General features: G+C 72.0%; 23 protein-coding genes. 8 read left to right on the plus strand and 15 right to left on the minus strand.

Translation table 11 applies throughout. The annotated features are described in order from the left end of the window. Positions 1–7: 7 nt before the first annotated feature. From SK069_RS01255 to arsB, 5 genes are read right to left on the minus strand one after another with little or no spacing between them, the layout of a single operon-like run. Complete coding sequence (locus SK069_RS01255; RefSeq protein ID WP_319952360.1) at positions 8–400, minus strand: arsenate-mycothiol transferase ArsC; 393 nt, start codon at positions 398–400, stop codon at positions 8–10. Next, positions 400–1,671, minus strand: coding sequence for an organoarsenical effux MFS transporter ArsJ (gene arsJ, locus SK069_RS01260; RefSeq protein ID WP_319952361.1), 1,272 nt, complete (start codon positions 1,669–1,671; stop codon positions 400–402). Before arsJ ends, SK069_RS01255 begins: the two co-directional genes overlap by 1 nt. After that, positions 1,668–2,708, minus strand: a complete 1,041-nt coding sequence (locus SK069_RS01265; protein ID WP_319952362.1) for an ArsJ-associated glyceraldehyde-3-phosphate dehydrogenase — start codon at positions 2,706–2,708, stop codon at positions 1,668–1,670. The genes arsJ and SK069_RS01265 overlap by 4 nt, the downstream gene beginning before the upstream one ends. After that, positions 2,705–3,334 (minus strand): arsenate reductase ArsC, encoded by a 630-nt coding sequence (locus SK069_RS01270; RefSeq protein ID WP_319952363.1) that lies wholly within the window; start codon positions 3,332–3,334, stop codon positions 2,705–2,707. Before SK069_RS01270 ends, SK069_RS01265 begins: the two co-directional genes overlap by 4 nt. A gap of 29 nt (positions 3,335–3,363) precedes the next feature. Further along, positions 3,364–4,503 carry an ACR3 family arsenite efflux transporter gene (gene arsB / locus SK069_RS01275; protein ID WP_319952364.1) on the minus strand — a complete coding sequence of 380 codons (1,140 nt, stop codon included), beginning with the start codon at positions 4,501–4,503 and terminating at the stop codon, positions 3,364–3,366. A 74-nt stretch (positions 4,504–4,577) separates the two neighbouring features. Here arsB and SK069_RS01280 point away from each other — a divergent pair, with 74 nt between their 5' ends. The 6 genes from SK069_RS01280 to SK069_RS01305 all read left to right on the plus strand — a co-directional run bounded on the left by SK069_RS01280 (position 4,578) and on the right by SK069_RS01305 (position 9,257). Continuing rightward, positions 4,578–4,931 (plus strand): ArsR/SmtB family transcription factor, encoded by a 354-nt coding sequence (locus SK069_RS01280; protein ID WP_319952365.1) that lies wholly within the window; start codon positions 4,578–4,580, stop codon positions 4,929–4,931. A gap of 25 nt (positions 4,932–4,956) precedes the next feature. Further along, a complete protein-coding gene (gene arsM / locus SK069_RS01285) occupies positions 4,957–5,838 on the plus strand; it encodes an arsenite methyltransferase (RefSeq protein ID WP_319952366.1) in 882 nt (293 codons plus the stop codon). 157 nt (positions 5,839–5,995) lie between these two features. Continuing rightward, complete coding sequence (locus SK069_RS01290; protein WP_319952367.1) at positions 5,996–6,622, plus strand: recombinase family protein; 627 nt, start codon at positions 5,996–5,998, stop codon at positions 6,620–6,622. 62 nt (positions 6,623–6,684) lie between these two features. Further along, positions 6,685–8,094, plus strand: a complete 1,410-nt coding sequence (locus SK069_RS01295) for a Mu transposase C-terminal domain-containing protein (protein ID WP_406628221.1) — start codon at positions 6,685–6,687, stop codon at positions 8,092–8,094. A 3-nt stretch (positions 8,095–8,097) separates the two neighbouring features. Beyond that, the gene (locus SK069_RS01300; RefSeq protein WP_319952369.1) at positions 8,098–8,940 is read left to right on the plus strand and encodes an AAA family ATPase; all 843 of its coding nucleotides are present in this window, start codon (positions 8,098–8,100) and stop codon (positions 8,938–8,940) included. Between the two features lie 74 nt (positions 8,941–9,014). Beyond that, positions 9,015–9,257 (plus strand): hypothetical protein, encoded by a 243-nt coding sequence (locus tag SK069_RS01305; protein WP_319952370.1) that lies wholly within the window; start codon positions 9,015–9,017, stop codon positions 9,255–9,257. A 78-nt stretch (positions 9,258–9,335) separates the two neighbouring features. On the opposite strand, the gene SK069_RS01310 is transcribed toward SK069_RS01305, so the two are convergent. From SK069_RS01310 to SK069_RS01325, 4 genes are all read right to left on the minus strand, one after another. After that, on the minus strand, positions 9,336–10,547 hold the full coding sequence (locus SK069_RS01310; protein ID WP_319952371.1) for an acyl-CoA dehydrogenase family protein: 1,212 nt from the start codon (positions 10,545–10,547) through the stop codon (positions 9,336–9,338). Between the two features lie 11 nt (positions 10,548–10,558). Continuing rightward, complete coding sequence (locus SK069_RS01315) at positions 10,559–11,875, minus strand: acyl-CoA dehydrogenase family protein (RefSeq protein ID WP_406628239.1); 1,317 nt, start codon at positions 11,873–11,875, stop codon at positions 10,559–10,561. Between the two features lie 442 nt (positions 11,876–12,317). Next, on the minus strand, positions 12,318–13,934 hold the full coding sequence (locus tag SK069_RS01320; RefSeq protein WP_319952373.1) for an MFS transporter: 1,617 nt from the start codon (positions 13,932–13,934) through the stop codon (positions 12,318–12,320). Positions 13,935–14,049: 115 nt separating this feature from the next. Further along, a complete protein-coding gene (locus tag SK069_RS01325) occupies positions 14,050–14,649 on the minus strand; it encodes a superoxide dismutase (RefSeq protein ID WP_319952374.1) in 600 nt (199 codons plus the stop codon). 126 nt (positions 14,650–14,775) lie between these two features. Here SK069_RS01325 and SK069_RS01330 point away from each other — a divergent pair, with 126 nt between their 5' ends. Then, complete coding sequence (locus SK069_RS01330) at positions 14,776–15,537, plus strand: helix-turn-helix transcriptional regulator (protein WP_319952375.1); 762 nt, start codon at positions 14,776–14,778, stop codon at positions 15,535–15,537. A gap of 7 nt (positions 15,538–15,544) precedes the next feature. On the opposite strand, the gene SK069_RS01335 is transcribed toward SK069_RS01330, so the two are convergent. Beyond that, the gene (locus tag SK069_RS01335) at positions 15,545–16,927 is read right to left on the minus strand and encodes an aspartate aminotransferase family protein (RefSeq protein ID WP_319952376.1); all 1,383 of its coding nucleotides are present in this window, start codon (positions 16,925–16,927) and stop codon (positions 15,545–15,547) included. A gap of 134 nt (positions 16,928–17,061) precedes the next feature. On the opposite strand from SK069_RS01335, the gene pepT reads away from it, so the two are divergent. Beyond that, the gene (gene pepT / locus SK069_RS01340) at positions 17,062–18,357 is read left to right on the plus strand and encodes a peptidase T (RefSeq protein ID WP_319952377.1); all 1,296 of its coding nucleotides are present in this window, start codon (positions 17,062–17,064) and stop codon (positions 18,355–18,357) included. 91 nt (positions 18,358–18,448) lie between these two features. Here pepT and SK069_RS01345 read toward each other — a convergent pair whose 3' ends face one another. The 5 genes from SK069_RS01345 to SK069_RS01365 all read right to left on the minus strand — a co-directional run bounded on the left by SK069_RS01345 (position 18,449) and on the right by SK069_RS01365 (position 24,004). Next, complete coding sequence (locus SK069_RS01345; protein ID WP_319952378.1) at positions 18,449–20,164, minus strand: S8 family serine peptidase; 1,716 nt, start codon at positions 20,162–20,164, stop codon at positions 18,449–18,451. Positions 20,165–20,347: 183 nt separating this feature from the next. Continuing rightward, on the minus strand, positions 20,348–20,929 hold the full coding sequence (locus SK069_RS01350) for a GNAT family N-acetyltransferase (RefSeq protein WP_319952379.1): 582 nt from the start codon (positions 20,927–20,929) through the stop codon (positions 20,348–20,350). A gap of 134 nt (positions 20,930–21,063) precedes the next feature. Beyond that, the gene (locus SK069_RS01355; RefSeq protein ID WP_319953087.1) at positions 21,064–22,485 is read right to left on the minus strand and encodes an NAD(P)(+) transhydrogenase (Re/Si-specific) subunit beta; all 1,422 of its coding nucleotides are present in this window, start codon (positions 22,483–22,485) and stop codon (positions 21,064–21,066) included. Further along, the gene (locus SK069_RS01360) at positions 22,485–22,862 is read right to left on the minus strand and encodes an NAD(P) transhydrogenase subunit alpha (protein ID WP_319952380.1); all 378 of its coding nucleotides are present in this window, start codon (positions 22,860–22,862) and stop codon (positions 22,485–22,487) included. The genes SK069_RS01355 and SK069_RS01360 overlap by 1 nt, the downstream gene beginning before the upstream one ends. Next, the gene (locus SK069_RS01365) at positions 22,862–24,004 is read right to left on the minus strand and encodes a Re/Si-specific NAD(P)(+) transhydrogenase subunit alpha (protein WP_319952381.1); all 1,143 of its coding nucleotides are present in this window, start codon (positions 24,002–24,004) and stop codon (positions 22,862–22,864) included. The genes SK069_RS01360 and SK069_RS01365 overlap by 1 nt, the downstream gene beginning before the upstream one ends. Between the last annotated feature and the right edge of the window lie 40 nt (positions 24,005–24,044).

Raw genomic sequence — 24,044 nt, forward strand, 5'->3', positions numbered from 1 at the left:
AGACGGGTCAGGCGTCGAGCTCGGCAAGCAGCTGATCGATGCGGCGGCTGATGTCGTCGCGGGTCGCGCGGACCTCGTCGACGGGTCGGCCGGAGGGGTCGGGGAGGTCCCAGTCGATGTAGCGGACGCCAGGGACGAACGGGCACTTGTCGCCGCAGCCCATCGTGACGACGACGTCGGCCCATTCCGCCATCTCGCGCGTGAGGAGCTTAGGCTCCTGGTCGCGAAGATCGATGCCGAGCTCGTCCATCACCTCGAGCACCTCGGGGTGGACCTGGTCGGCCGGGGTGGTACCGGCAGAGCGTCCTTCGTGCCGGCCTTCGGCGGCGCGCTGGAAGAGCGCGCGGCTGATCTGGGAGCGGCCGGCGTTGTGCAGGCAGACGAACAGCACGTGGGCCATCAGGCGACGCCTTCCACGGCCTGGTTCGGCGTCGCCCGACGGGCGCGGGATCGCGCTGGGTCGCCGGGCAGGAGCAGGGAGAGGAGGCCGGCGGCGAGGACCATGATCGCCGATCCCCAGAGGCAAGCCTGCAGGCCCTGCCATTGATAGAGCGCGCCGGAGAGGACGGTGCCGGAGAGTCGGCCGAAGGCGTTGGCCATGTAGTAGAAGCCGACGTTCATCGCGACCTTCGACCCCTCGGCGTAGGCGAGGATCAGGTACGAGTGGACGGCGCTGTTCATCGCGAAGACGACGCCGAAGACGATGAGTCCGGCGACGATCACGACGTCGGGGTCGATCGAGGTGCTCATCGCGATCGCGATCGCGGCGGGGAAGGCGGCGAGGACGAATGCGAGCTTCGCGGCGGTGCGGCCGTCGGGGTCCTTGACGAACCTGGGTGCGAGGGCTTGGACGATGCCGTAGCCGATGGTCCAGACGGCCATGAAGATGCCGACCTGCCAGAACGACCAGCCCATGACGGTGCGGAGGTAGACGGGGAGGCCGACGACGAACCAGACGTCGCGGGAGGCGAAGAGGAAGATCCGGGCGCCGGCCAGGAGGTTCACCGACCGGTTGTTGGAGAACATCTGCCGGAACTTCGCCGACGTGTCCGGTGTCCCGAGGTCGCCGCGCATGAAGATCAACGTCCCCGCGAGACCCGCGGCGACCAGGCCGGCGATGCACCCCAGCGCGGCCTGGAAGCCGATGACGGTGAGGAGCAGCCCGCCGAGGAAGAACCCGACGCCCTTGAGCGCGTTCTTGGAGCCGGTGAGGATCGCCACCCACTTGTAGAGGGCCCCAGGTGTGTCCTGCGGGACGACGAGCTTCACCGCGCTCTTCGACGACATCTTCGTCAGGTCCTTCGCGATCCCCGAGAGCGCCTGGGCGACCATCACGTAGGCCACGACGAGCCACGACTCGGGGACCAGCGCGAGCATCGCCAGCGCCGCGAGCTGGAAGGTCAGACCGCCCAGCAGGGTCGATTTGAGTCCCCAGCGGGCGGCGATGTAGCCGCCGACGAGGTTGGTGAGGATCCCGAAGACCTCGTAGAAGAGAAACAGCGAGGCGACCTGCAGCGGGCTGTAGCCGAGCTCGTAGAAGTAGAAGAGGACCAGGACGCGGATCGCGCCGTCGGCGATCGTGTCGGCCCAATAGGCGCCGGTGACGACGACGTAGTTCCGTAGGTCACCTCCGCGCTGCTCGGCGGCCGCGGCCGCGTCCTGGCCAGTCACGCCCGGGGCTCCAGGAACGCGGCGACCTGGCCGGCGAGCTCGACCCAGCGGTTCACGTAGCCCCACTCGTTGTCGTACCAGGCGAGGATCTTCACCTGCGTCTTGTCGGTGACCATCGTCGACGGCGCGTCGACGATCCCGGAGCGGGGGTCGTCCTTGAAGTCGACCGACACCAGCGGCCGCGTCTCGTACCCGAGAATCCCGTTCAGCGGGCCCTCTGCGGCGGTGCGCAGGAGCTCGTTGACCTCGTCGACGGTGGTCTCGCGGGCGACCTCGAACACCGCGTCGGTGAGCGACGCGTTCAGCAGCGGCACCCGGATCGCGACGCCGTCGAGGCGGCCCTGCAGCTCGGGGAAGATCAGGCCGATCGCCGTGGCAGACCCGGTCGTCGTCGGGATCAGCGAGAGGCCGGCGGCGCGGGCCCGGCGGAGGTCCTTGTGCGGCGCGTCCACCAAGGTCTGAGTGTTGGTGAGGTCGTGCAGCGTCGTGATCGACCCGCGCAGGATCCCGAGGCCCTCGTGGAGCACCTTCACGACCGGCGCCAAGCAGTTGGTGGTGCACGACGCCGCGGTCAGGACGTCATGGGTGTTGGGGTCGTAGAGGTGGTCGTTGACCCCGACGACGACGTTCAGCGCGCCGCCGTCCTTGACCGGCGCGGCCACGATGACCTTCCGGACGCCGCGGCCGAAGTACGGATCGAGGGTGGCTTGGGTCTTGAACTTGCCGGTGCCCTCAAGCACCAGGTCGACGCCGAGCTCGTCCCACGGGACGTCGCCGGGGGTCGGGTGGTCGCTGTAGCTCAGCCGCTGACCGTCGATCACCACCGCGTCGCCGTCGGAGGCGATGTCGTGGCGCCAGCGGCCGTGGACGGAGTCGAACTCAAGGAGGTGCGCAGCGGTGGTGGCGTCGCCGGCGATCTCGTTGATGTGGACGAACTCGAGGTCCTGGCGGTCCCAGCCGGCGCGGAGCGCTAGGCGCCCCATGCGCCCGAACCCGTTGATCCCGACCCGGATCTTGGAGGCCGTGGGGTCGCTCATGCGAAGGCCGGAGCGAGATCGGTGGGGACCGGGGCGCAACCGCCGGCCTTCAGGCACTCCTTGGCGCGGCGGTGCGCCAGGGTCATGACGTGGCTGCGGACTGCGCCTTCGGAGAACTCGCCGAGGATGCGGTCCGCGCACGCCCGGATCTCCTGCGGCGTGTGGTCCTGAAGGTCGGAGAGCAGCCGGAGGAGACGCTCGAGCCTGAGCTGGTGGGCTGTCCTGTCGGCGTAGACCTCGCTCAGGTGGTGGTCGACGAGGTCCTGGACGAGCAGCTGGATCTCGTCGCGGACCTTGCGGACGTCCTCGATCTGCATCGTGGACGGGTCCTTGAGGTCCCATGCGTGCACGGCGGCGGGCACGAACGGGCAGGCGTCGCCGCAGCCCATCGTGATCGCCCAGTCCGTCTGCAGCTGCATCTCGTTGGTCAGTTTCTGCGGCTTCTGGTCGGAGATGTCGATGCCGACCTCGGCCATCGCCTCGACGACGACGGGCCAGACGGCCTTGGCCGGCTGGGTGCCAGCGGACGAGACGACGATGTCGTCCGGAGCGATGGCGGCGAAGAAGGCATGAGCCATCTGCGACCGACCGGCGTTGTGGTTGCAGACGAAGAGCACGTGACGCATGAGAGGAGACCTCGGGTAGCGGGACAGGGTCAAACGGGACGGGGCTCGGCGCGCGGTGCCGGCGGGTCGCCTCGGCGCGCCGCGGCCTCCTCGGCCGGGTACCAGCGCCGGCGAATCCAGAGCGCGACGTAGACCAGGCCGACGAGGACGGGCACCTCGATCAGCGGTCCGACGACACCGGCCAGCGCCTGACCGGACGTCGCGCCGAAGACGCCGATGGCGACGGCGATCGCGAGCTCGAAGTTGTTGCCCGCCGCGGTGAACGCGAGAGAAGCGGTCCGGGCGTACGTTGCGCCGATGAGCCTTCCGGCGGCAAGGCCGGCGGAGAACATGACGGCGAAGTAGACGAGCAGCGGCAACGCGATCCGCACGACATCCAAGGGCTCGCTGGTGATGGCGTCGCCCTGGATCGCGAAGAGCATCACGATCGTGAACAGCAACCCGTAGAGCGCGAACGGGCCGATCTTCGGCAGGAAGCGCGTCTCGTACGCCTCCTCCCCCATGCGGCGCACGCCGATGTAGCGCGTGAGGGCTCCGGCCACGAGCGGGATGCCGAGGAAGATCAGGACGGTCCGCGCGACCTCCCAGATGCCGATCGAGAAGCCCTGGGAGTCGAGGCCGAGGTCCGGCAGTGCGGTGAGGTAGAACCAGCCCAGGACGCTGTAGGCGACGATCTGGAACACGGAGTTGATCGCCACCAGCAGCGCGGTGGACTCGCGATCGGCGCACGAGAGGTCCGACCAGATGAGGACCATTGCGATGCAGCGGGCGAGGCCGACGATGATCAGGCCGGTCCTGAACTCGGGCTGGTCGGCGAGGAAGATCCAGGCCAGCGCGAACATCAGCGCCGGCCCGACCACCCAGTTCAGGACCAGCGACGCGCCGAGCAGCTTGGCGGTCTCCGGTGAGCGGTCGCGGGCGACGTCGCCGTAGCGGACCTTCGCGAGCACCGGGTACATCATCAGCAGCAGCCCGAGCGCGATCGGCAGCGAGACGGTGCCGATGCGGAGCTTGTCGAGGCCGTCGTTGATCGACGGGATCGCCGCGCCGAGGCCGAGGCCGATGGCCATCGCGAGCAGGATCCAGACGGGCAGGAAGCGGTCCAGCGTGGATAGTCGCCGGAGGACGGGGAGCTCGGCCGGAGCGGTGGGCTCGGTGACGGTCGCCATGCCCCGCACGGTATCTAGTGACGAAAGTCGATGCAATCGACAGACGTGATTTTTTTGTGTAGCGTGCTGTTTCGATGAACGTCGATCTGCAGCTCGAGCCGAAGACCAAGCGCGCCGCCGGCGCCCCGTGTTGCGAGCCCGTCGTCTATCCCGACGTCGACCGCGAGAAGGCAACGCGGCTGGCCGAGGTCGCCAAGGCGCTCGGTGATCCGATCCGCCTGCAGCTCGTCGACGTCCTGCGCAAGCACGCCGGGAAGGTCTGCGTCTGCGAGCTCGTGCCGCTGTTCGATGTCTCCCAGTCGACGCTCTCGCACCACCTCAAGAAGCTGCGTGACGCCGGCATCGTTGATTCGGAACGTCAGGGCCTCTGGGCCTACTACTACGTCCTGCCCGACGCGCTCGACGAGCTCGCCGTCTGGCTCGGCTGACCTCCACCCACACCGAGGCTTCCCCGTGAGCACCACCGAACCCGCCGCCTGCTGCTCGACCGACACCCAGGCCACCTGCTGCGAGCCCGCCGCTAAGGCCGACTGCTGCACGCCCGCCGCGACGTCGTGCGGCTGCGGCGCAGGCCACGATCCCGCTCAGGTCCCCACTGACGCCGAGGTCCTTCGCGAGCAGGTCCGCGCGAAGTACGCCCAGGCCGCCACCCAGGGGTCCGGCTGCTGCAGCCCCGCGGTCTCGACGACCGACGAGCACGGCACCGAGGTCTTCGGCGCCACCCTCTACGACAAGGAGACCGCCCAGGACGGCGGGCAGGCGATCACCGGGTCGCTGGGCTGCGGCGTCCCGACCGCCGTCGCGGCCCTGAAGGACGGCGATGTCGTGCTGGATCTCGGCTCGGGCACCGGCGGTGACGTCCTGATCTCTGCGCGCCGCGTCGCCCCGACCGGTCGGGCGATCGGGATCGACATGACCGACGAGATGCTCGACCAGGCCCGCAAGAACGCCAAGGACGCCGGCCTCTCGAACGTCGAGTTCCGGAAGGGCTACCTCGAGGACCTCCCGCTCGAGGACGCCTCCGTCGACGTGGTGATCTCCAACTGCGTCATCAACCTCGCCGGCGACAAGAACAAGGTCCTCGCCGAAGCCGCCCGTGTCCTCAAGCCCGGCGGCCGCTTCGCCGTCTCCGACGTCGTCGCCGACCCTGACATGGACGACGCGACCCGGCGCGACATGCAGCAGTTCACCGGCTGCATCGCCGGCGCCCTGACCCGCCACGAGTTCGAGGACGCCCTCGCCGCCGCCGGCCTCGTCGACGTCGAGATCCAGGAAACCCACCGCGTCCATGCGAAGGCCGGCTCCGCGATCATCCGCGCCACCAAGCCGAACTGAGACGCTGCACCGGCCGTCCCACATTCTTGGATGTGGGACGGCCGCCGGCATGAAACCGAGCTGGCGATAGAAACTGGACGCGGACCGTCCCAAAGGTAGGTACCGAAACGCCGGTCCAGTTCTCCCGTACGGCCGTGACCTCCGGTACGGTCGGGGCGTGGATCTCGGCTACGCGCGTGTCTCGACGGTGAAGCAGGACCTCGATCGGCAGATCGATGCGCTCGAGCAGGTCGGGATCCCAAGGGACCGGATCTACGTCGACAAGAAGTCCGGCGCCACCACCGACCGTCCCGGGCTCCGCGACGTCATCGCCTACGCGCGCGAGGGCGACACGATCGTCGTGCACACCCTCGACCGCCTCGGCCGCACCGTCCGCGACACGCTCAACCTGATCCATGAGCTCGCCGAGCGCAAGATCGGCGTCCGCAACCTCGCCGACCCGATCAAGGTCGACTCGAGCAACCCTGACGACCCGATGGCGCAGCTCGCCGTCGTCCTCCTCGCGCTGTTCGGGCAGATGGAGCGCACCTACACGATGGAGCGTGCCGCACACGCCCGCGCGGTCGCCACGGCGAAGGGCCGCCGGATCGGCCGACCCGTCGTGGTCGACCCCTCCAAGCTCGCGTGGGCCGCTCACCTACGCGATACCGGGAGCACGATCGCGGAGATCGTCGAGAAGACCGGGATCGCCCGGACCAGCCTCTACCGTCACCTGCCGCCGCGGCCGGAGCAGGCCGCGACCGCCGCGGGGACGCCTCCCGCCGATCGCGGACCCGAGAGGTAGCGGTGACCGAGGGCGCCGAGCGATCGCTAGCCGCCCTCTCCGAACCGGCGCGGGCGATCGCGATGGCGCGCTTCGCGGTCCTGCGGCCGACGATCGAGGACGGCGTGCCCCTGGCCCATGCCGCGAGGGAAGCCGGCGTGGCGCTGCGCACTGCGCAGCGCTGGCTGTCGGGCTACCGAACAGCGGGCCTGTTCGGCCTCGCGCCGCCCACCCGTCGCGACCGCGGAACGCGTCGCTCCCACCCCGGACTGGTCGCGTTCGTCGAAGGGCTCGCGCTGCGACGTCCCGCGCCGACGATCGCGCACGTCCACCGCCGGACGGCGCAGGTGGCTGCCGAGAACGGGTGGCCGGCCCCGAGCTACGCGACGGTTCGGCAGATCATCCGGGCCCTCGATCCGGGTCTCACGACCCTCGCGCACCAGGGGCCCGCCGCGTACCGCGACCGGTTCGAGCTGGCGCTGCGCTGGGAGGCCGAGGCACCTAACGCGATCTGGCAGGCCGACCACACGCAGCTCGATGTGATGCTCCTCGACGTCACCGGGCGCGAGGTACGACCCTGGCTCACGCTGATCCTCGACGACTACAGCCGTGCGGTCGCCGGCTACGCCGTGTTCCTCGAAGCGCCATCGACGCTGCAGACCGCGCTCGCGCTGCGCCAGGCGATCTGGCGCAAGGCCGACCCGGCGTGGATGGTCTGCGGCCTCCCGGGCACGCTCTACACCGATCACGGCTCCGACTTCACCAGCCAGCACCTCGAGCAGGTCGCCGCCGACCTCCACGTCCAGCTCACCTTCTCCACGCCCGGCGTGCCCCAGGGCCGAGGGAAAATCGAGCGACTCTTCGGGTCACTCACGACCGAGCTCCTGCCCACGCTCCCGGGCCACCTCGCACCAAATCGGCGGGGCTCGCCGCCGAACCCCGCCGGCCTTTCGCTCGGCGAGCTCGACGCCGAGGTCGCCCGGTGGATCGGCACCTACAACGCCCGACCTCACCCCGAAACCAAGACCACACCCATGCAACGGTGGGCAGCAGGGGGCTGGCTTCCACGGATGCCCGACTCGCTCGAGGACCTCGACCTCCTGCTCCTGACCGTCCCAAAGACCCGCACCGTGCATCGCGACGGCATCCGCTTCCAAGGCGTCCGCTACGTCGACCTCACCCTCGCCGCGTACGTCGGCGAGCCCGTCACTCTCCGCTACGACCCCCGCGACCTCGCCGAGATCCGCGTCTTCCACGAAGACCGCTTCCTCTGCCGCGCCGTCAGCCCCGAGCTCGCAGGCACCACGATCACCCTCCGCGACCTCCAGGCCGCCCGGACCGCAAGACGACGAGAGCTCCGCCGCACGCTCCGCGGCCGCGTCAGCCTCGCCGACCAACTCGACCTCCCACCGGTCATCCCTCGACCGCCGGAGCCGCCCGCCCCCAAGCCGGCGGCCCGAACGTCCGTCATCCGCCGCTACCGAGAGGAGTGACCCATGCGCGACGGCCCCACGGCGCGGACGGGCGACCCGCCCGACTTCCTGATCACGAAAGAGCACCGCCGCTTCGTCGAGTTCGCCGAAGCCTGCAAGCGCGAGGGGTACATCGGCCTCTGCCACGGCGTCCCAGGCGTCGGAAAGACCATGTCGGCCCGCCGGTTCTGCAACTGGGACGAGACCTCACGATGGATCCAACGACCCTCCTGGCCAGCTCCCGACGAACCGGCCGAGCCGCCCGCTGATCTCGGCGTCACAAACGTCGTCTTCTGGACCCCCAGCGTCACCGTCAGCCCGCGCCACCTGGACCAGCAGATCATGGATCTCTGCCACCGCTACCACCTCGCCGCCGACGAGAAGCTCCAACCCGAACCCAGCGAGGACAGGTGGTTCACGCCGCTGCGGTGGTACGTCGAGCTCGTCATCGTCGACGAAGCCGACCGCCTACGCACCAACGCACTGGAGATGCTCCGCGACATCTTCGACCGCCACGGCGTCGGACTGATCCTGATCGGCATGCCCGGCCTCGAGAAAAAGCTCGCGCGCTACCCACAGCTCTACAGCCGCATCGGCTTCGCGCACCGCTACAACGCCCTCTCCCCGGACGAGCTCCGTTTCGTGCTCCAACATCACTGGGAACGACTCGGGCTTGCACTCTCTGCCGACGACTTCACCGACGCCGAAGCCGTCGCCGCCGTCGCACGCATCACCGGCGGCAACTTCCGCCTCATCCACCGCCTCTTCGCACAGATCCGCCGACTCCTCGAGATCAACCAGCTGACCACCGTCACCGCGGAGGTCGTCGAAGCCGCCCGAGAGACGCTCGTCATCGGCACGAACTAGCCGCGCCAACGTCAGAGCAAGACCCCGCCACATAGCGATCAACTTCACAGTCCGGGCGTGCTTCACTGGCGGGCATGTGCATCCAGTGCGCCGCCGGCGCCATGACCGCGGTGGCCGGCGCGACGGGCTCGCGGATCTGGCTGCAGGCCCGGTTCCCGGCGCTCGCCGATCGCCGCGTCGGGCTCGTGCTGCGACGCGGGATCCTCGTCGCCGGGGTGCTCGCGGCCGGGCTCGTCGGTCCCGCGGCGCACGGATCGGACCCGCCCCCGAAGGCCGCGGCGCCGAGCGCCACGCTGGCGTCCGCGACCGCGCGCTGAGCCCCGCGGCGAACGCGCGAGCCCGCCGGGCGGCGGGCTCGCGGGGTGCGCCGAGGCGCCCGGGTGCCGGCGGGGGCGCTACTTCAGCTCGGCGGAGCTCTTGCCGAGCAGGTTGCGCGCGATGATCAGCAGCTGGATCTGCTGCGTGCCCTCGAAGATGTCGAGGATCTTCGCGTCGCGCGACCACTTCTCCAGGAGCTCGTCCTCCGAGAAGCCGAGGCCGCCGGCGAGCTCGACGCACTTCAGGGTGATCTCCGTCGCGCAGCGACCGGCCTTCGCCTTCGCCATCGACGCGTTGACCGAGTTCGGCTTGCGGTTGTCGGCCATCCATGCCGCCTCGAGCGTCAGCAGGCGGAAGGCGTCGAAGTCCGCCTCCATCCGCAGGAGCTCCGCCGCGGCACCGATCTGCAGGTGGGCGGGCTTGTCGTAGTCGACCTCGACGCCGGCCTCGGCGAAGAGCTCCTTCGTGCGCTCCAGCGACGCCTTCGCGACGCCGACGGCCATCGCGGCGACCATCGGGCGGGTGTTGTCGAACGTCTGCATGACGCCCGCGAAGCCCTTCTTCACCTCGACCTCGGGCGTCCCGAGGAGGTTCTCCTTCGGGATCCGCACGTCGGTCAGCGCGAACTGGGCGGTATCCGAGCCGCGGATGCCGAGCTTGTGCTCCAGCCGGACGAGCTCGAAGCCCGGCGTGTCGCGCGGGACGATGAACGACTTGATCGCCGCGCGGCCCTTGCTCGGATCGACCGACGCCCAGACGACGACGACGTCGGCGCGCTCGCCGGAGGTGACGAAGATCTTCGTCCCGTTGAGGACGTACTCGCCGGTCTCCTCGTCGAGGATCGCGGTCGCCTTGACGGCGGCGGAGTCCGAGCCGAAGTGCGGCTCGGTGATCGCCATCGCGGCCCACTTGTCGCCGAAGCGCGCCATCTGCTCGTCGTCGGCGACGGCGGCGATCGCCGCGTTGCCGAGGCCCTGCCCCGGCATCGTCAGGACGAACGAGACGTCGCCCCAGCAGGCCTCGGCGACGGAGAGCACCGTCGAGAGGTTGCCGCCGTTGACGTTGCCCTCGGCCGCCTTGTTGCTGCGGCCGCCGGACGCGCTGACGCCGCCGGAGGGGTCGCCCTCGTTCATGCCCTCGAGCAGGGCCCGGAGCGTGTCGAGCTCCTTCGGGTACTCGTGCTCGGCGCGGTCGTACTTGCGCGAGATCGGGCGGAACATCTGCTCCGAGACCTGGCGGGTCATGTCGACCAGGCCCTGGAACTTCTTGGGGTTCTCGAGATTGATCATCGATCAGGTCCTCAGACGAGCAGGGTGCCCTCGACGACGCCGGCGGCCCGCAGATCGCGGTACCAGCGCTCGACCGGGTGGTCCTTGACGTAGCCGTGGCCGCCCAGGAGCTGCACGCCCTGGGAGCCGATCTGCATGCCCTTGTCGGCGACGAGGCGCCGGGCGAGCGCGGCCTCGCGAGCGAAGCTCTGCGCGGCGTCCGCGCGACTCGCGGCGCGGTAGGCGAGGAGGCGGATGGACTCCGCCTCGATCGCGATGTCCGAGACGGTGAACGCGACCGCCTGGCGGTGGCTGATCGGCTCGCCGAACGCCTCGCGCTCGTTGACGTACGGGATCACGTAATCCAGGACGGCCTTCGACGTGCCGGCGGCGAGCGCCGACCAGGCGATCCGGCCCAGCGCGATCGCCTCGCGGTAGACCTCGGGCGCGCCGCCGCCGAGGAGGGCGCCGGCCGGGACCTGCACGCCGTCGAGGTGGAGCTTCACCGTCGAGGCGGCGCGCAGGCCCATCGCCGGGTCCGGCGAGGTCGTGATGCCGTCGACCTTGGACTCGACGAGGAACAGGGCCGGGCCCGCCGCCCCGTCCTCGCCCTCCACCTGCGCGGCGACGACGAACAGCTCGGCGTCCTTGCCACGCGGGACGAGCGACTTCACGCCGTCCAGGACGTAGCCGTCGCCGCTGCGCCGAGCGCGCGTGCGCAGCGCGAACGGATCGAACAGCGCGGTCGGCTCCTGGACGCACAGCGCGGCGGCCGGGACGTCCTCGCCGACGAACGCCGGGAGGTACGTCGCCTGCTGCTCGGCGTCGCCCCACAGGCCGAGCGCCGTGGAGACGGCGGCCGGCGCGAGCGCCGCGACGGCGATCGACAGGTCCCCGTGGGCGAGCGCCTCGGCGATGAGCGTCGACGTCACCGCGGAGCGCTCCTCGACGAGCCCGCCGAGCTCCTCCGGCACGCCGAGCGTCGCGAGGCCGAGCTCCGCCGCGGAGTCGAGCAGCTCCTGCGGCGTCGCGTCGTCGTGGTCGGCCTGCTCGGCGGCCGGCCGGATCGCGCCGGCGGCGAACTCGCGCGCCGCGTCCTGCAGCATCTGCTGATCGTCGGTCGGCGTGAGGTCGAAGAGGCCCCGCTGACGCGACGCCGTCTCGGGCTTCAGCCGCCCGGGACTCGAGCGCTTCTGCGTCGCGGCGAACGTCCGCCCGACCTTGCCGGCCGTCCGGAACCCGGTCGCCGAGGCGCGCTTCAGCGCCCGGTTGGCGGGGTCCCGCAGGCCGAGGCGGTCGACGACGTCGAGTCCGGCGAGCCGCGTGAGCGCGCGGATGCCGTAGGCCATTCCTCGTTCAGTGACGGTCATATCGAGAGCGCACCCGGAGGCGCTTCGTGGAGGGCGCCGGTGGCCCCGCCCGCCGCGACCGAGCGCGACCCAGCAGCACCGCCGACCGAATTCCTACCCAGAGTAGCACCGGTCGGCGACGCAGTGCACGACTGTTCCCTCAAACCTCTGGCGCAGCACTCCCGGGTGGCCCGCGCCGCCCCGTCCCGAACGACTCGAGTCGCCGAGGACCGAAATCCCGACCCGAACGACTCGAGACACCCAGGACCGAAATCCCGTCCCGAACGACTCGAGTCACCCAGGACCGGAATCCCGTCCCGAACGACTCGAGTCACCCAGGACCGGGATCCCGTCCCAGACGACTCGAGTCACCCAGGACCGGAACCCCGTCCCGAACGACTCGAGTCACCCAGGACCGGAATCCCGTCCCGAACGACTCGAGTCACCCAGGACCGGGATCCCGTCCCAGACGACTCGAGTTACCCAGGACCGGAACGCCGTTCCGGGCGACTCGAGCGGCATCCCCCCTCCCGACCGCGGAGGGCCCCCCGCGCGTACCGGTCAGTCGGCGGCCGGCCCCGCGGGCGCCGTCCGCCGGCGCCGGTGCGGCGGCGAGCACGGGGCCGCCGGCCGCCGGCCGCGCGCGCAGCAGCAACGCGACGACGAGCCAGCCCGCGATGGCGAATCCCGTCGCCACGACGAACGCGCGCGAGTAGCCGGCCGTCAGCGCCTCGGCGACCGCGTCCGGCACCGCGCCGCCGCCGCGCGGCTCACCTGCTCCCGCCGGCAGGAGGTCCCCGGTGCGGGTCGCCGCGATCGTCGTGAGGATCGCGAGGCCCAGCGCGCCGCCGACCTGCCGGGAGACGTTGAAGATGCCCGACACCAGCCCGGCCTCGTCGGGCCGCGAGCCGGCGACCGCCAGAGCCGTGAGCGGCACGAAGCAGAGCCCGACGCCGACGGCGGTGACGATCGAGGCCGGCAGGACGTCGGCGACGAACGAGCCGTCGGCCGAGATCCGGGAGAAGAGCAGGAAGCCGAGCGCCGCGAGGCCGAAGCCCACGAGCAGCGTGCGCCGGGGACCGATCGCGGCGACGACGCGGCCGGCGTTGAACGAGCCGAGGCCCATGAGGACCGTGAGCGGCAGGAAGGCGACGCCGGCCTCCAGCGGCGAGTAGCCGAGCACCTGCTGGAGGTAGAGCGTCACGAAGAACCACATCGCGAAGAGGCCCGCGCTCAGGAGGACCATCGCCCCGCTCGGGACCGCGAGCGCCGGCGAGCGCAGCACCCGCAGCGGCATGAGCGGCCGCCGCGCGATGCGCCCCTCGACGACGAGGAACGCCGCGAGCAGGACGACGCCGCCCAGGAGCGGACCGAGGCTCTGCCCCGAGCCCCACCCGACGACCTCGGTGCGGACGATCCCGAAGACGACCGCCACGAGGCCGAGCGTCGCCGTCGTCGCACCGGCGACGTCGAACGAGCGCTCCGCGGCCGGGTCGACCTGGTCCGCCGGCAGGCGGCGCAGCGCCTGGGCGATGAGGACCGCGCCGATCGGCACGTTGACGAAGAGGATCCAGCGCCAGTCCAGCGCGTCGGTGAGGACCCCGCCGACGATCGCGCCGGCCGAGCCGCCGAGGCCGGCGACGGCGCCCCAGGCGCCCATCGCGCGGGTCCGCTCGGGGCCCTCGGCGAACGCCGTCGTGAGGATCGAGAGCGTCGTCGGGGCGACGATCGCCCCGCCGAGCCCCTGCACGGCGCGCGCGGCGATGAGCATCTCGGGGCTCTGCGCGAGTCCGCCGACGAGCGAGGCGCCGGTGAAGAGCGTCAGGCCGGCGACGAAGACGCGACGCCGGCCGAGGAGGTCGGCCGCGCGGCCGCCGAGCAGGAGGAAGCCGCCGAACGCGATCGCGTACGCGTTGACGATCCACTGGAGCCCCGCCTCGGACATGTCGAGCTCGACGCGGATCGCCTCGAGCGCGACGTTCACGATCGAGACGTCGAGGATGACCATGAACTGGGCACCGCAGACGAGGAACAGCACCGCGCGAGCGCGAGGGGTCATCCGAGCTCCTGGGACGTGAGACGCCCGGCCGGGACGGCCGGGCGGGACGGCGGACCGGGAGGACGTCCGCCTGGTGGGCGGCCCGCCGGGACGGCGGACCGCTCACGCGGAGGCGTCAGGCGGCGAAGCGCTCCGCGACCTTGCCCCAGTCGACGACGTTCCAGAACGCCTCGAGGTACGCGGGGCGCTTGTTCTGGTACTTCAGGTAGTAGGCGTGCTCCCAGACGTCGTTGCCCAGCAGCGGCGTCTTGCCCTCCGCCAGCGGCGTGTCCTGGTTCGGCGTGGAGATGATCTCCAGTCCGCCGTCGCCCTTGACGAGCCAGACCCAGCCGGAGCCGAAGCGCGCCACGCCGGCGTCCTGGAACTGCGTCTTGAACGCGTCGAACGACCCGAACGCCTCGTCGATCGCGGCGGCGAGCTCGCCGCTCGGGGTCTGGGTCCCGCCGCCCTGCAGCGACTCCCAGAAGAGCGTGTGGTTGTAGTGGCCGCCGCCGTTGTTGCGGACCGGGCCCTGCTTGTCGGCCGGCAGCGCGCCGAGGTTGGCGACGATCTCCTCGATCGGCTTGTCGGCCCACTCGGTGCCCTCGACGGCGGCGTTGAGCTTGTCGACGTACGCCTGGTGGTGCTTGTCGTGATGGATCTCCATCGTCTGCGCGTCGATGTGGGGCTCGAGCGCGTCGAAGGCGTACGGGAGCGCGGGAACGGTGAACGCCATGAGGGGACTCCTCGGGATCGATCTGGAGTGGGCCGCCGGAGCGGCGCGTCGGGGAGGTCGGGGGCCGCGGGGAACGACCACCTTCCACTGGAAAAGGTAGTCCAAGCTGTCTATATTTGTCAAACGGTGTCGGATCCCCGATCCACCCCCGCGCCGGCCCCCGTGGCCGGCGCCCGCCCGCGCACCGCGCGCTCGGCGCTCGACGAGCTCTCGCCGACGCGGCGGGCGCTGCTCGTGGCCCTGCGCAAGGACGGCGAGTCGGGCGCCGAGGCCCTCGCCCAGGCGCTCGACGTCACGCCGAGCGCGATCCGCCAGCAGCTGCGCGCGCTCGTCGCCGCTGGCCTCGTCGAGCACCGCGACGAGCGCCCCGGGCCCGGGCGTCCGCGCCGGCGCTACCGGCTGGCGCCGGCCGCCGACGCGCTCTTCCCGAAGACCTACGGCGAGCTGACCGTCGAGCTGCTCGACTACGTCCGCGCCGAGGACCCGGAGATCGTCGGCCGGATCTTCGAGCGGCGCCGCCAGGGGCGGGTCGCGCGGGCGGGTGCTCGTCTCGACGGCCTGGACTTCGACGCCCGCGTGGCGGAGCTGGCGCGGATCCTCGACGAGGACGGGTACCTCGCCGACTTCCAGCGGCAGGAGGACGGCACCTACCTCATCCGCGAGCACAACTGCGCGATCCTCGCCGTCGCCGGCGACCACGGCCACGCGTGCGCGAGCGAGATCAGCTTCCTGCGCGAGGCGCTGCCGGACGCGGAGATCCGGCGGAGCGCGCACATCCTCAGCGGGGCGCACGCCTGCGTCTACGAGCTGCGACGCGTCGAGGGGCGCGCGCGGCAGCGGCCGTCCGAGGACGTCGGCCCGACCGCGCTGCCGCCGCGACGCGCCTGACGGTGGCTCAGCTCACGAGCTCGGAGGCCAGCTCGTCGAAGACCGCGACGTAGTCGTCGATCGCCTCCTCGGTGTGCGTCACCGAGAGCGTCCACTCCTCCTCGCGGCCGGGGGTCATGAAGATGCCGCGGTTCATGTTGAAGAGCCAGGCGAGGTCGCTGAGCTCGGCGTCCTGGTTGGCCTTGAACGACGCGTAGTCGGTGATCGGCGTCGGCGAGAACGTCACGCAGCCCTTCGAGCCGACGCCGACGGCGTAGCCGGGCAGGCCGTACTTCTGCACGACCATGTCGCACGCCTGGACGATCCGGTCGTTCAGGGCGTCGAGGTGCGCGTAGGCCTCCGGCGTCATGACCTCGGTGAGGCTCGCCCGCGTCGCGGCGACGCCGAGCGGGTTCCCGTTGTAGGTGCCCACCTGGTAGACGGACCCGTCCTTCACCACCGACATGACCTCCTCCGAGCCGCCGATCGCCCCCATCGGCAGGCCGCCGCCGAGCGCCTTGGCGAGGGTCACCATGTCCGGCGTGACGCCCCACTTCTCGGTCGCGCCCCCGGCGGCGATGCAGATCCCCGTCTTGACCTCGTCGAAGATCAGGACGATGCCGTGCTTCGCGGTGAGGTCCCGCACCGCCTGCAGGTAGCCGTCCTCGGGCAGGACGACGCCGAGGTTCATCATCGCCGCCTCCATGATCACGCAGGCGGGCTTCCGGTCCTCCGCGATGAGCCGCTCGATCCGTCGCTCCATCGCGCCGACGTCGTTGAAGGGCACCGCGACGGTCATGTCGACGGTCGCCTGCGGGATGCCGGCGCCGTAGGGCAGCGACGCCAGGTCGTCCGGCTCGCCGATCTTGTCGTACTCGACGCCGATCGAGACCATCACCGTGTCGTGGTGGCCGTGGTAGCTGCCGAAGATCTTCATCACCGTGTCGCGCCCCGTGTAGGCGCGCGCGATCCGGATCGCGTCCATCGTCGACTCCGAGCCGGAGTTCGTGTAGCGCCACTGCGGCAGGCCCCAGCGGCGGACGAGCTCCTCCGCGACGACGATCGCGTCCTCCGTCGGCGCCGCGAAGTGGGTGCCCTTCGCGTAGCGCTCCTGGATCGCGGCGCCGATCACCGGGTGCGCGTGGCCCTGGACCATCGAGCCGAAGCCGTTGTGGAAGTCCCACATCCGGTTGCCGTCGACGTCCCAGACCGTCGGGCCCTCCCCGCGCTCGAGGTAGATCGGCCACGGGTCGCGCAGCTGGTAGCTCGACGCCACGCCGCCGGACAGCGCGACGTTCGCCCGCCGGAACATCTCCGCCGAGCGTCCCGTGCGCTCGTTCAGCGTCCGCTCCTCGCGGGCCGTCAGCTCGCGGATGCGGTCGCGGTCGATGGACGGCGTCACGGCGCTCATGCCGCGATCCTCGCAGGCGCCCGAGCGAGCCGGGAAGGCGCCGGAGCGTCGAGGCCGTCCCGTGCGGGCGCGACGGGTCGTCGGACCGCGGCGACCCACCGGCGGGACCTCGGCGCTCTGTCAGGGTGTCGGGCATGGTCGCCCCCGCCCCCTTCAGCTCGCCGCTGGCCGTCGCCCTCGCGGAGGACGTCGTGGCGCGGCTCGTGCGCTACGCGCGGGTGCACACGACGTCGGACCCGGACGCGCCGGCCGATCGCTGCCCCAGCACGCCGGTCCAGCTGGACCTCTCGCGGCTGCTCGTGGAGGAGCTGCGCGGGATCGGCCTGCAGGACGCCGAGCTCGACGCGCAGGGCTACGTCTACGCGACGCTCGAGCCGGCGGTCGAGGGCCCGGTCCCCACGATCGGCCTCATCGCGCACGTCGACACGAGCCCCGACGCCCCCGGCGAGGGCGTCGAGCCGCTCGTGCACCGCGGCTACGACGGCGGCGTCCTCGAGCTGCCGCGCGGCGGCACCGTCCTGGACCCCGCCCGGATGCCCGAGCTCGCGCGCCGCGTCGGCCACGATCTCGTGACCTCGAGCGGCGACACGCTGCTCGGCGCCGACGACAAGGCCGGCGTGGCCGAGATCCTCGCCGCCGTCGCGCACCTGGCCGCGCATCCGGAGCTGCCGCGACCGCGGCTGCGGATCGGCTTCACGCCCGACGAGGAGATCGGGCGCGGCGCCCACCGCTTCGACCTGGGGCGGTTCGGCGCGATCTGCGCCTACACGATCGACGGCTCCGAGCCCGGCGAGCTGCAGGACGAGACGTTCACCGCCGCCGAGGCCCGGATCGTCATCGAGGGGCACGACGTCCACCCCGGGTTCGCCACGGGCAAGCTCGTCAACGCGACGCGGCTGGCCGCGGAGGTCGTCGCGGCCCTGCCCCGCGACCTGACGCCCGAGGCGACGAGCGGCCGCGACGGCTTCGTCCACGTCCACGACGTGCGCGCGAGCGCCGCGCGCGCCGAGATCCGCGCGATCGTCCGCGACTTCGACGACGCGCTGCTCGCCCGCCACGGCGAGCTCGTGCGCCGCGTGGTCGAGGAGGTCGTCGGCCGCGAGCCCCGCGCCCGGGCGGAGGTGACGATCACGCCGCAGTACCCGAACATGCGCACCTTCGTCGAGGCCTTCCCCCAGGTCACCGCGGCCGCGGAGGCGGCGATCCGCGCCGAGGGCCTCGAGCCGCTGCGGACCGCCATCCGCGGGGGGACCGACGGCTCGCAGCTCTCGGCGATGGGCCTGCCGACCCCGAACCTCTTCACCGGGGGGCACGAGTACCACTCCGTCCGGGAGTGGGCGTCGGTCCAGGAGATGGCCGCCGCCGCGGCGACGATCGTCCGGCTCGCCGGGGTCTGGGCCGGCGAGGGCTTCCGCGACGCGGACCGCTGAGCATGGGCGGGGCCGGCCGGCCCCGCCGACGACCGCCGGCGCGTGCCGGCGGTCGTGGGCGGCGGCTCTCGACCTCCGGGACCGCGACCGCTCAGCGCCGGCCGAGCCGCGCGGCGTTCAGCGCGTTCACCGATCCGGACCCGTAGAACGAGTTGTGGTCGGTGGTCCCGGTGCAGGTGGCCGTGTACGACGCCGGCAGGTCCGGGTCCGGGTACGTCAGCGTGCCGCCGGCCGGGCAGGGCACGGGCACCGCCGTCCGCTCGAGCAGCCGCTCCGTCCGGGCGGCCGGCAACGTGAGCCCGCCGTTGCGGCGGTCCCGCCGGCCCTCGGCCGCCACGATCAGCGCCGCCACGCCGGCCGCGTGGGGGCTCGCCATCGAGGTGCCCTGGATCCACTGGTAGTACGACGGCCGCCCGCCGGAGTCGTCCCGGACGACGAGGGGCGTCGTCGGGTTGCCCTGCGCGTCGATGTCGATCACGCCGTCGAGGTCGGTGTCGCCGGTGCGCCCGACGCTCTCGGGATAGGCCGCCAGGATCCGGGTCTCCGGCGCGTTGTAGCGCGGGGTGCCGAAGAAGTCGCGCCGGTCGCCGCCCGGGGCGGAGACGTCGGCCTGGCGCAGGCTCCAGTTGGAGTAGTACGCCTTCCGCCCGCTCGGCCCGTAGGAGGAGACGCCGACGACGCCCTCCGTCTCCGTCGGCACCGTGAGGCACGAGTCGTCGATCTGCCGGTCGTAGGCGGCGTCCGGCGGGTAGTCCGGCGACGTCCCGTCGCTCGTGGGCGCGTCGATGTCCGTGTTCTCGTTGCCGAGCGCGGCGACGGGCAGCACGCCCTTGCGTCGCGCGTAGTCGACGGCGCGCTGGACCGCGACGATCGTCGTGCGCTGCTGCGCCTGCGCGGCGGGCGAGTCCTTCGGGTTCGCGGCGCAGTTGTAGAGCCACGGGTCGACGTAGAAGCTCATGTTCACGACGTCGATCCCGTGGTCGCCCGCGTAGGTCAGCGCGTCGACGACCGGCTGGGTGAAGAAGTACCCGGAGTCCTGGCCGGAGCGCAGGTTCACGATCGACGCCTTCGGGGCGACGCCGCCGACGCCGAGCCCGTTGATCGGCGAGGCGATCGTCGACGCGACGTGGGTGCCGTGGCCGTTCTCGTCGACGTCCGCCGGGTCCTGGCAGGAGCGGTCCGGCTCCTCCTCGCAGGGACCGTCCACCGTCGGGTCGTCGACGGTGAAGTTCCGGGACAGGCCGCGGTCGAAGTTCGGCGCGACGTCGGGGTGGCTGCCGTCGACGCCGGTGTCCATGATCCCGACGCGGACGCCCTCGCCCTGGTCGAGCCGGTGGCTGCCCTGGCTCGTGGCGCCGATCGCGGCCATGTCCCACTGCAGCGGCGCGAGCGGGTCGACGCCGGCGGCAGGGGGCCGCGGGCGGGCCTGCGACGCACCGAGGGGCGCGGGCGCCCCGTCCCGGCCCGCCTCGATCGCCTTCGTGCGCCGGACGCGGCGGGCGGCGGCGTCGCGGTCCGAGCGCCCGACGGCGCGGCGCGGGCTCGCGGCCAGGACCGGCGCCGTGGCGACCGCCCGGGGCGCGAAGCCGCGTCGGGCGGAGACGGTGCCGACCGCCACGCGGCGGTTGTAGGTCACGACCCGGCCGCCGGCGGCGCGGACGGCGCGGTCGAAGGCGGACGGGGCCGTGCCGGCCTTCGCCACCACGGTGTATCGCTGGGTGCCGGCGGCCGTCGCCGTCGCTGGGACCAGCGCGGCGGCCGCGGCAGCGGCGACGACGGCGAGCGTCGTCGCGCGGGAACGCGTCATCGGGGGATGCCTCCTGTTCGAACGCCCGGCGCAGGAAGGGGGGAACGCCGGATCGCTGCCGAGCAGCCTCCCACAGCGACGCGGCCCCGATCCGGTCGATCCGTCCAGGCTCGCGGGTGGACGATGGTCCGGTTGTCGAACCATCGTGGTCCGCCCGCCTGCCCATCCGGGCGGCGGACGCGGTCAGCGGGCGTGGTTCGGCGGGGCCGCCCGGCGCACGAGCTCGGTCGCCGCGGGCTCGTCGGCCAGCAGCGCCCAGCGCTCGTGGTCGCGCCAGGCGCCCGCGAGGTGCAGGTAGCGGGGCGAGTAGCCCTCGCGGCGGAAGCCCAGGCGTCGCAGCAGCGCCCGCGACGGCTCGTTGGCGGGCTGGACGTTCGCCTCGATCCGGTGCAGGCCCAGGGCGCCGAGCGCCCGCCCGGCGACGAGGCCGACGCCCTCGGTCAGGTGGCCGCGGCCGGTTCCGCCGACGAGGCCGTAGTACCCGACGAACGCGCTCTGCAGCGCTCCGCGGACGATCTCGCTGACGTTCGCCACGCCGATCAGCGCGCCGTCCTCGCGCCGGCGCAGCAGATGGCCCTCGAAGGTCGGGCCGCCGCAGCGCGCCAGGAACGTCCCGTACGCCGCCGCGGTGTCCGGCGCGGTGACCCACTCCCCGTGCAGCGCGCGGCTCGCGGCCACGGCGTCCAGCAGCTCGTCGCGATCGTCGGCGGTCGGCCGGGCGACCACGACGTGGGGACCCACCACGAGGACGGCGTCGGAGCGCACGCGAGGAGCGTGCCAGAGACGCCGGAGCCTCGCTGCCGGTGGGACCCGCCGCCCGTCCCGGCGGCCGGGCGGGCCGCCGGTCGCGAGGACCGCTCGCGGCGCGCCACCGGCCGGTGGCGCGCCGCCCGAGGCGCCTAGAGGGCCTTCAGCTCCTCGGTGATCGCCTCGACCGAGGCCTTCGCGTCGCCGAAGAGCATGCTCGTCTTCGGGTCCGTGAACAGCGGGTTGTCGATCCCGGCGTAGCCGGAGCTCATCGACCGCTTCAGCACGATCGTGGACGCCGACTCGTCGACGTTGAGGATCGGCATCCCGTAGATCGGGCTGTCGGCCTTGTTGCGCGCGTCGGGGTTCGTCACGTCGTTGGCCCCGATGACCAGCGACACGTCCGTCCGCTTGAACTCGCCGTTGATGTCGTCCATCTCCTTGAGCTGGTCGTAGGGCACGTCGGCCTCCGCGAGGAGGACGTTCATGTGCCCCGGCATGCGACCGGCCACCGGGTGGATGGCGTACTTCACCTCGACGCCCTTGCTCTCCAGCAGGCTCGCCATCTCCTTCACGGCGTGCTGGGCCTGCGAGACCGCCATGCCGTAGCCGGGCACGACGACGACGAGGCGCGCGTAGGCCATCTGGATGGCGACGTCGGAGGCGCTGGTCGAGGTGACCGTGCCGCCCGACGCCCCCGCCGGACCGGCCGCGGCCTCGCCGCCGCCGCCACCGAACCCGCCGGCGATCACCGAGGTGATCGTCCGGTTCATGGCGATCGCCATCTGCTGGGTGAGGATCGTGCCCGACGCGCCGACGATCATGCCGGCGACGATCAGCGCCTGGTTGTCCAGCGACACGCCGGCCGCGGCGGCCGCGAGGCCCGTGAACGCGTTGAGCAGCGAGATGACGACCGGCATGTCCGCGCCGCCGATCGGCAGCACGAGCAGCAGGCCGAAGATCGCCGCCAGGACGAGCAGCAGGACGATGAGGATCTCGCTCGTCGACCCCGCGGTGATCGCGATCGCGCAGGCGATCGCTCCGCCGAGCGTCAGCAGCTGCGCCGGCAGCTGCAGCGCCCCGAGGGTGCGCGGCTTGCCGTCGATGAGCTCCTGGAGCTTCGCGAACGCGACGTTCGAGCCCCAGAAGGACACCGAGCCGACGATCGCGGAGAACAGGGAGAAGATGACGATGTACGTCGGCGTGAACTCGAAGCCGCCCGTGCCGCGGAACTCGGCCCAGGCGATGAGCGCGACCGCGCCGCCGCCGACGCCGTTGAACAGCGCCACCATCTGCGGCATCGCCGTCATCTTCACCTGGCGCGCCGCGGGCACGCCGACGCCGAAGCCGATCGCGAGGCCCAGGAGGATGAGGAACCAGTTGTGGAACGGATCCACGAGGAGCGTCGCGACGACCGCGATCACCATGCCGACGCCGGCGATCCGGTTGCCCTGGACCGCGGTCTTCGGACCGGTCAGGCCGGAGAGGCCGTAGATGAACAGCGAGAACGCGACGATGTAGAGGACCGACTTGAAGTCGACGTCGGTGAGGAAGGACGCGAGGACGGGCTGCATCACTTGCCGCCCTTCGCGTCGCCCTCGGCGTCCTTCGGCGGCGTCGGCTTGCTCTTGAACATCTCGAGCATGCGATCGGTCACGACGAAGCCGCCGACGACGTTGATCGCGCCGAACACGAGCGCGACGAAGAGGATCAGCGTCGTGCCGAACCCGAGGTCGTCGCCCGTCGCCAGGAGGACGAGGCCGCCGAGCACGACGATCCCGTGGATCGCGTTCGTGCCCGACATCAGCGGCGTGTGCAGCGTGTTGGGGACCTTCGAGATCACCGCGTAGCCCACGAACCCGCTGAGCACGAGGATCGCGAGGTTCGTGATGAGGTTGCTGGGCTCGCCCGCCGAGGCGGTGCTGGCCAGCACGGTCGACAGAACCGACATCAGGCGCTCGCCTCCACGGTCTTCTTGGCCCCGGCGTGGACGATCTCGCCCTCGCGGGTGATCGCCGCACCGGCGATGATCTCGTCCTCCCAGTCCAGCTGCAGGACCGGGGTCTCCGCCCCCTCGGGCGTCTCCAGCATCAGCTCGACGAGCGACTGGACGTTGCGCGCGTAGAGCTGCGAGGCGTGCTCGGGCATGTCCGCCGCGAGGTTCAGCGGCGACACGATCGTCACGTCGTGCTTCACGACGGTCTGGCCGGGCTCGGTGAGCTCGCAGTTGCCGCCCGTCTCGCCGGCCAGGTCGATGATGACCGAGCCCGGGCGCATGCCCTCGACGGCCTCGGCGGTCACGAGGCGCGGCGCCGGACGACCCGGGACGAGCGCCGTCGTGATCACGACGTCGAACTCCTTCGTCGCGTCGGTCAGCGCCTGCTGCTGCTGATCGCGCTCCTCCTGCGTCAGCTCGCGGGCGTACCCGCCCTCGCCGGCCGCGTCGATGCCGAGGTCCAGCCAGGTCGCGCCGAGCGACTCGACCTGCTCCGCCGTCTCCGGCCGCACGTCGTAGCCGGTCGTCTTCGCCCCGAGGCGCCGCGCGGTGGCCAGCGCCTGCAGGCCCGCGACGCCGATCCCCAGCACGAGGACCTTCGCCGGCGGGATCGTGCCCGCCGCCGTCATGAGCATCGGGAAGAACCGCGTCGCGTGGTCGGCGGCGGTCAGCACGGCCTTGTAGCCGGCGACGTTGGACTGCGAGGACAGCGCGTCCATCGCCTGCGCCCGCGAGATCCGCGGGATCGCCTCCATCGCGAAGGCCGTCACGCCCTTGTCGCGCAGCAGCGTGGCCGTCTCGGGCGACGACAGCGGCGCGAGGAAGCCGATGAGGATCGAGCTCGTGCCGATCCGCGCGACCTCGTCGGCGGTCGGCGGCGCGACCTTCGCGACGACGTCGGCGGTCCAGACGTCCGGTGAGATCGTCGCCCCGGCCGCCTCGTACAGGGCGTCGGGGATCAGCGCGTGCTCGCCGGCGCCGGGCTCGACCACGACCTGGACGCCCTTGGCGCGCAGGCGCTTGACGACGTCCGGGACGAGGGCGACGCGGCGCTCGCCGGCGGCGGTCTCCTTGGGGACACCGAGGGTCAGGCTCATGGCCTCACCCGCCGGGGGTGGCGTACGGGTCCGTGTGACA

Source organism: Patulibacter brassicae, from assembly GCF_033949425.1.
Lineage (GTDB): Bacteria > Actinomycetota > Thermoleophilia > Solirubrobacterales > Solirubrobacteraceae > Patulibacter > Patulibacter brassicae.

Bases quoted from the DNA above. Each gene is read 5' to 3' on its own strand.
- SK069_RS01255 (WP_319952360.1), bottom strand. From the start codon at position 400: ATGGCCCACGTGCTGTTCGTCTGCCTGCACAACGCCGGCCGCTCCCAG.
- SK069_RS01265 (WP_319952362.1), bottom strand. From the start codon at position 2,708: ATGAGCGACCCCACGGCCTCCAAGATCCGGGTCGGGATCAACGGGTTC.
- SK069_RS01270 (WP_319952363.1), bottom strand. From the start codon at position 3,334: ATGCGTCACGTGCTCTTCGTCTGCAACCACAACGCCGGTCGGTCGCAG.
- arsB (WP_319952364.1), bottom strand. From the start codon at position 4,503: ATGGCGACCGTCACCGAGCCCACCGCTCCGGCCGAGCTCCCCGTCCTC.
- SK069_RS01280 (WP_319952365.1), top strand. From the start codon at position 4,578: ATGAACGTCGATCTGCAGCTCGAGCCGAAGACCAAGCGCGCCGCCGGC.
- SK069_RS01295 (WP_406628221.1), top strand. From the start codon at position 6,685: ATGGCGCGCTTCGCGGTCCTGCGGCCGACGATCGAGGACGGCGTGCCC.
- SK069_RS01300 (WP_319952369.1), top strand. From the start codon at position 8,098: ATGCGCGACGGCCCCACGGCGCGGACGGGCGACCCGCCCGACTTCCTG.
- SK069_RS01305 (WP_319952370.1), top strand. From the start codon at position 9,015: ATGTGCATCCAGTGCGCCGCCGGCGCCATGACCGCGGTGGCCGGCGCG.
- SK069_RS01310 (WP_319952371.1), bottom strand. From the start codon at position 10,547: ATGATCAATCTCGAGAACCCCAAGAAGTTCCAGGGCCTGGTCGACATG.
- SK069_RS01315 (WP_406628239.1), bottom strand. From the start codon at position 11,875: ATGGCCTACGGCATCCGCGCGCTCACGCGGCTCGCCGGACTCGACGTC.
- SK069_RS01320 (WP_319952373.1), bottom strand. From the start codon at position 13,934: ATGACCCCTCGCGCTCGCGCGGTGCTGTTCCTCGTCTGCGGTGCCCAG.
- SK069_RS01325 (WP_319952374.1), bottom strand. From the start codon at position 14,649: ATGGCGTTCACCGTTCCCGCGCTCCCGTACGCCTTCGACGCGCTCGAG.
- SK069_RS01335 (WP_319952376.1), bottom strand. From the start codon at position 16,927: ATGAGCGCCGTGACGCCGTCCATCGACCGCGACCGCATCCGCGAGCTG.
- pepT (WP_319952377.1), top strand. From the start codon at position 17,062: ATGGTCGCCCCCGCCCCCTTCAGCTCGCCGCTGGCCGTCGCCCTCGCG.
- SK069_RS01345 (WP_319952378.1), bottom strand. From the start codon at position 20,164: ATGACGCGTTCCCGCGCGACGACGCTCGCCGTCGTCGCCGCTGCCGCG.
- SK069_RS01355 (WP_319953087.1), bottom strand. From the start codon at position 22,485: ATGCAGCCCGTCCTCGCGTCCTTCCTCACCGACGTCGACTTCAAGTCG.
- SK069_RS01360 (WP_319952380.1), bottom strand. From the start codon at position 22,862: ATGTCGGTTCTGTCGACCGTGCTGGCCAGCACCGCCTCGGCGGGCGAG.
- SK069_RS01365 (WP_319952381.1), bottom strand. From the start codon at position 24,004: ATGAGCCTGACCCTCGGTGTCCCCAAGGAGACCGCCGCCGGCGAGCGC.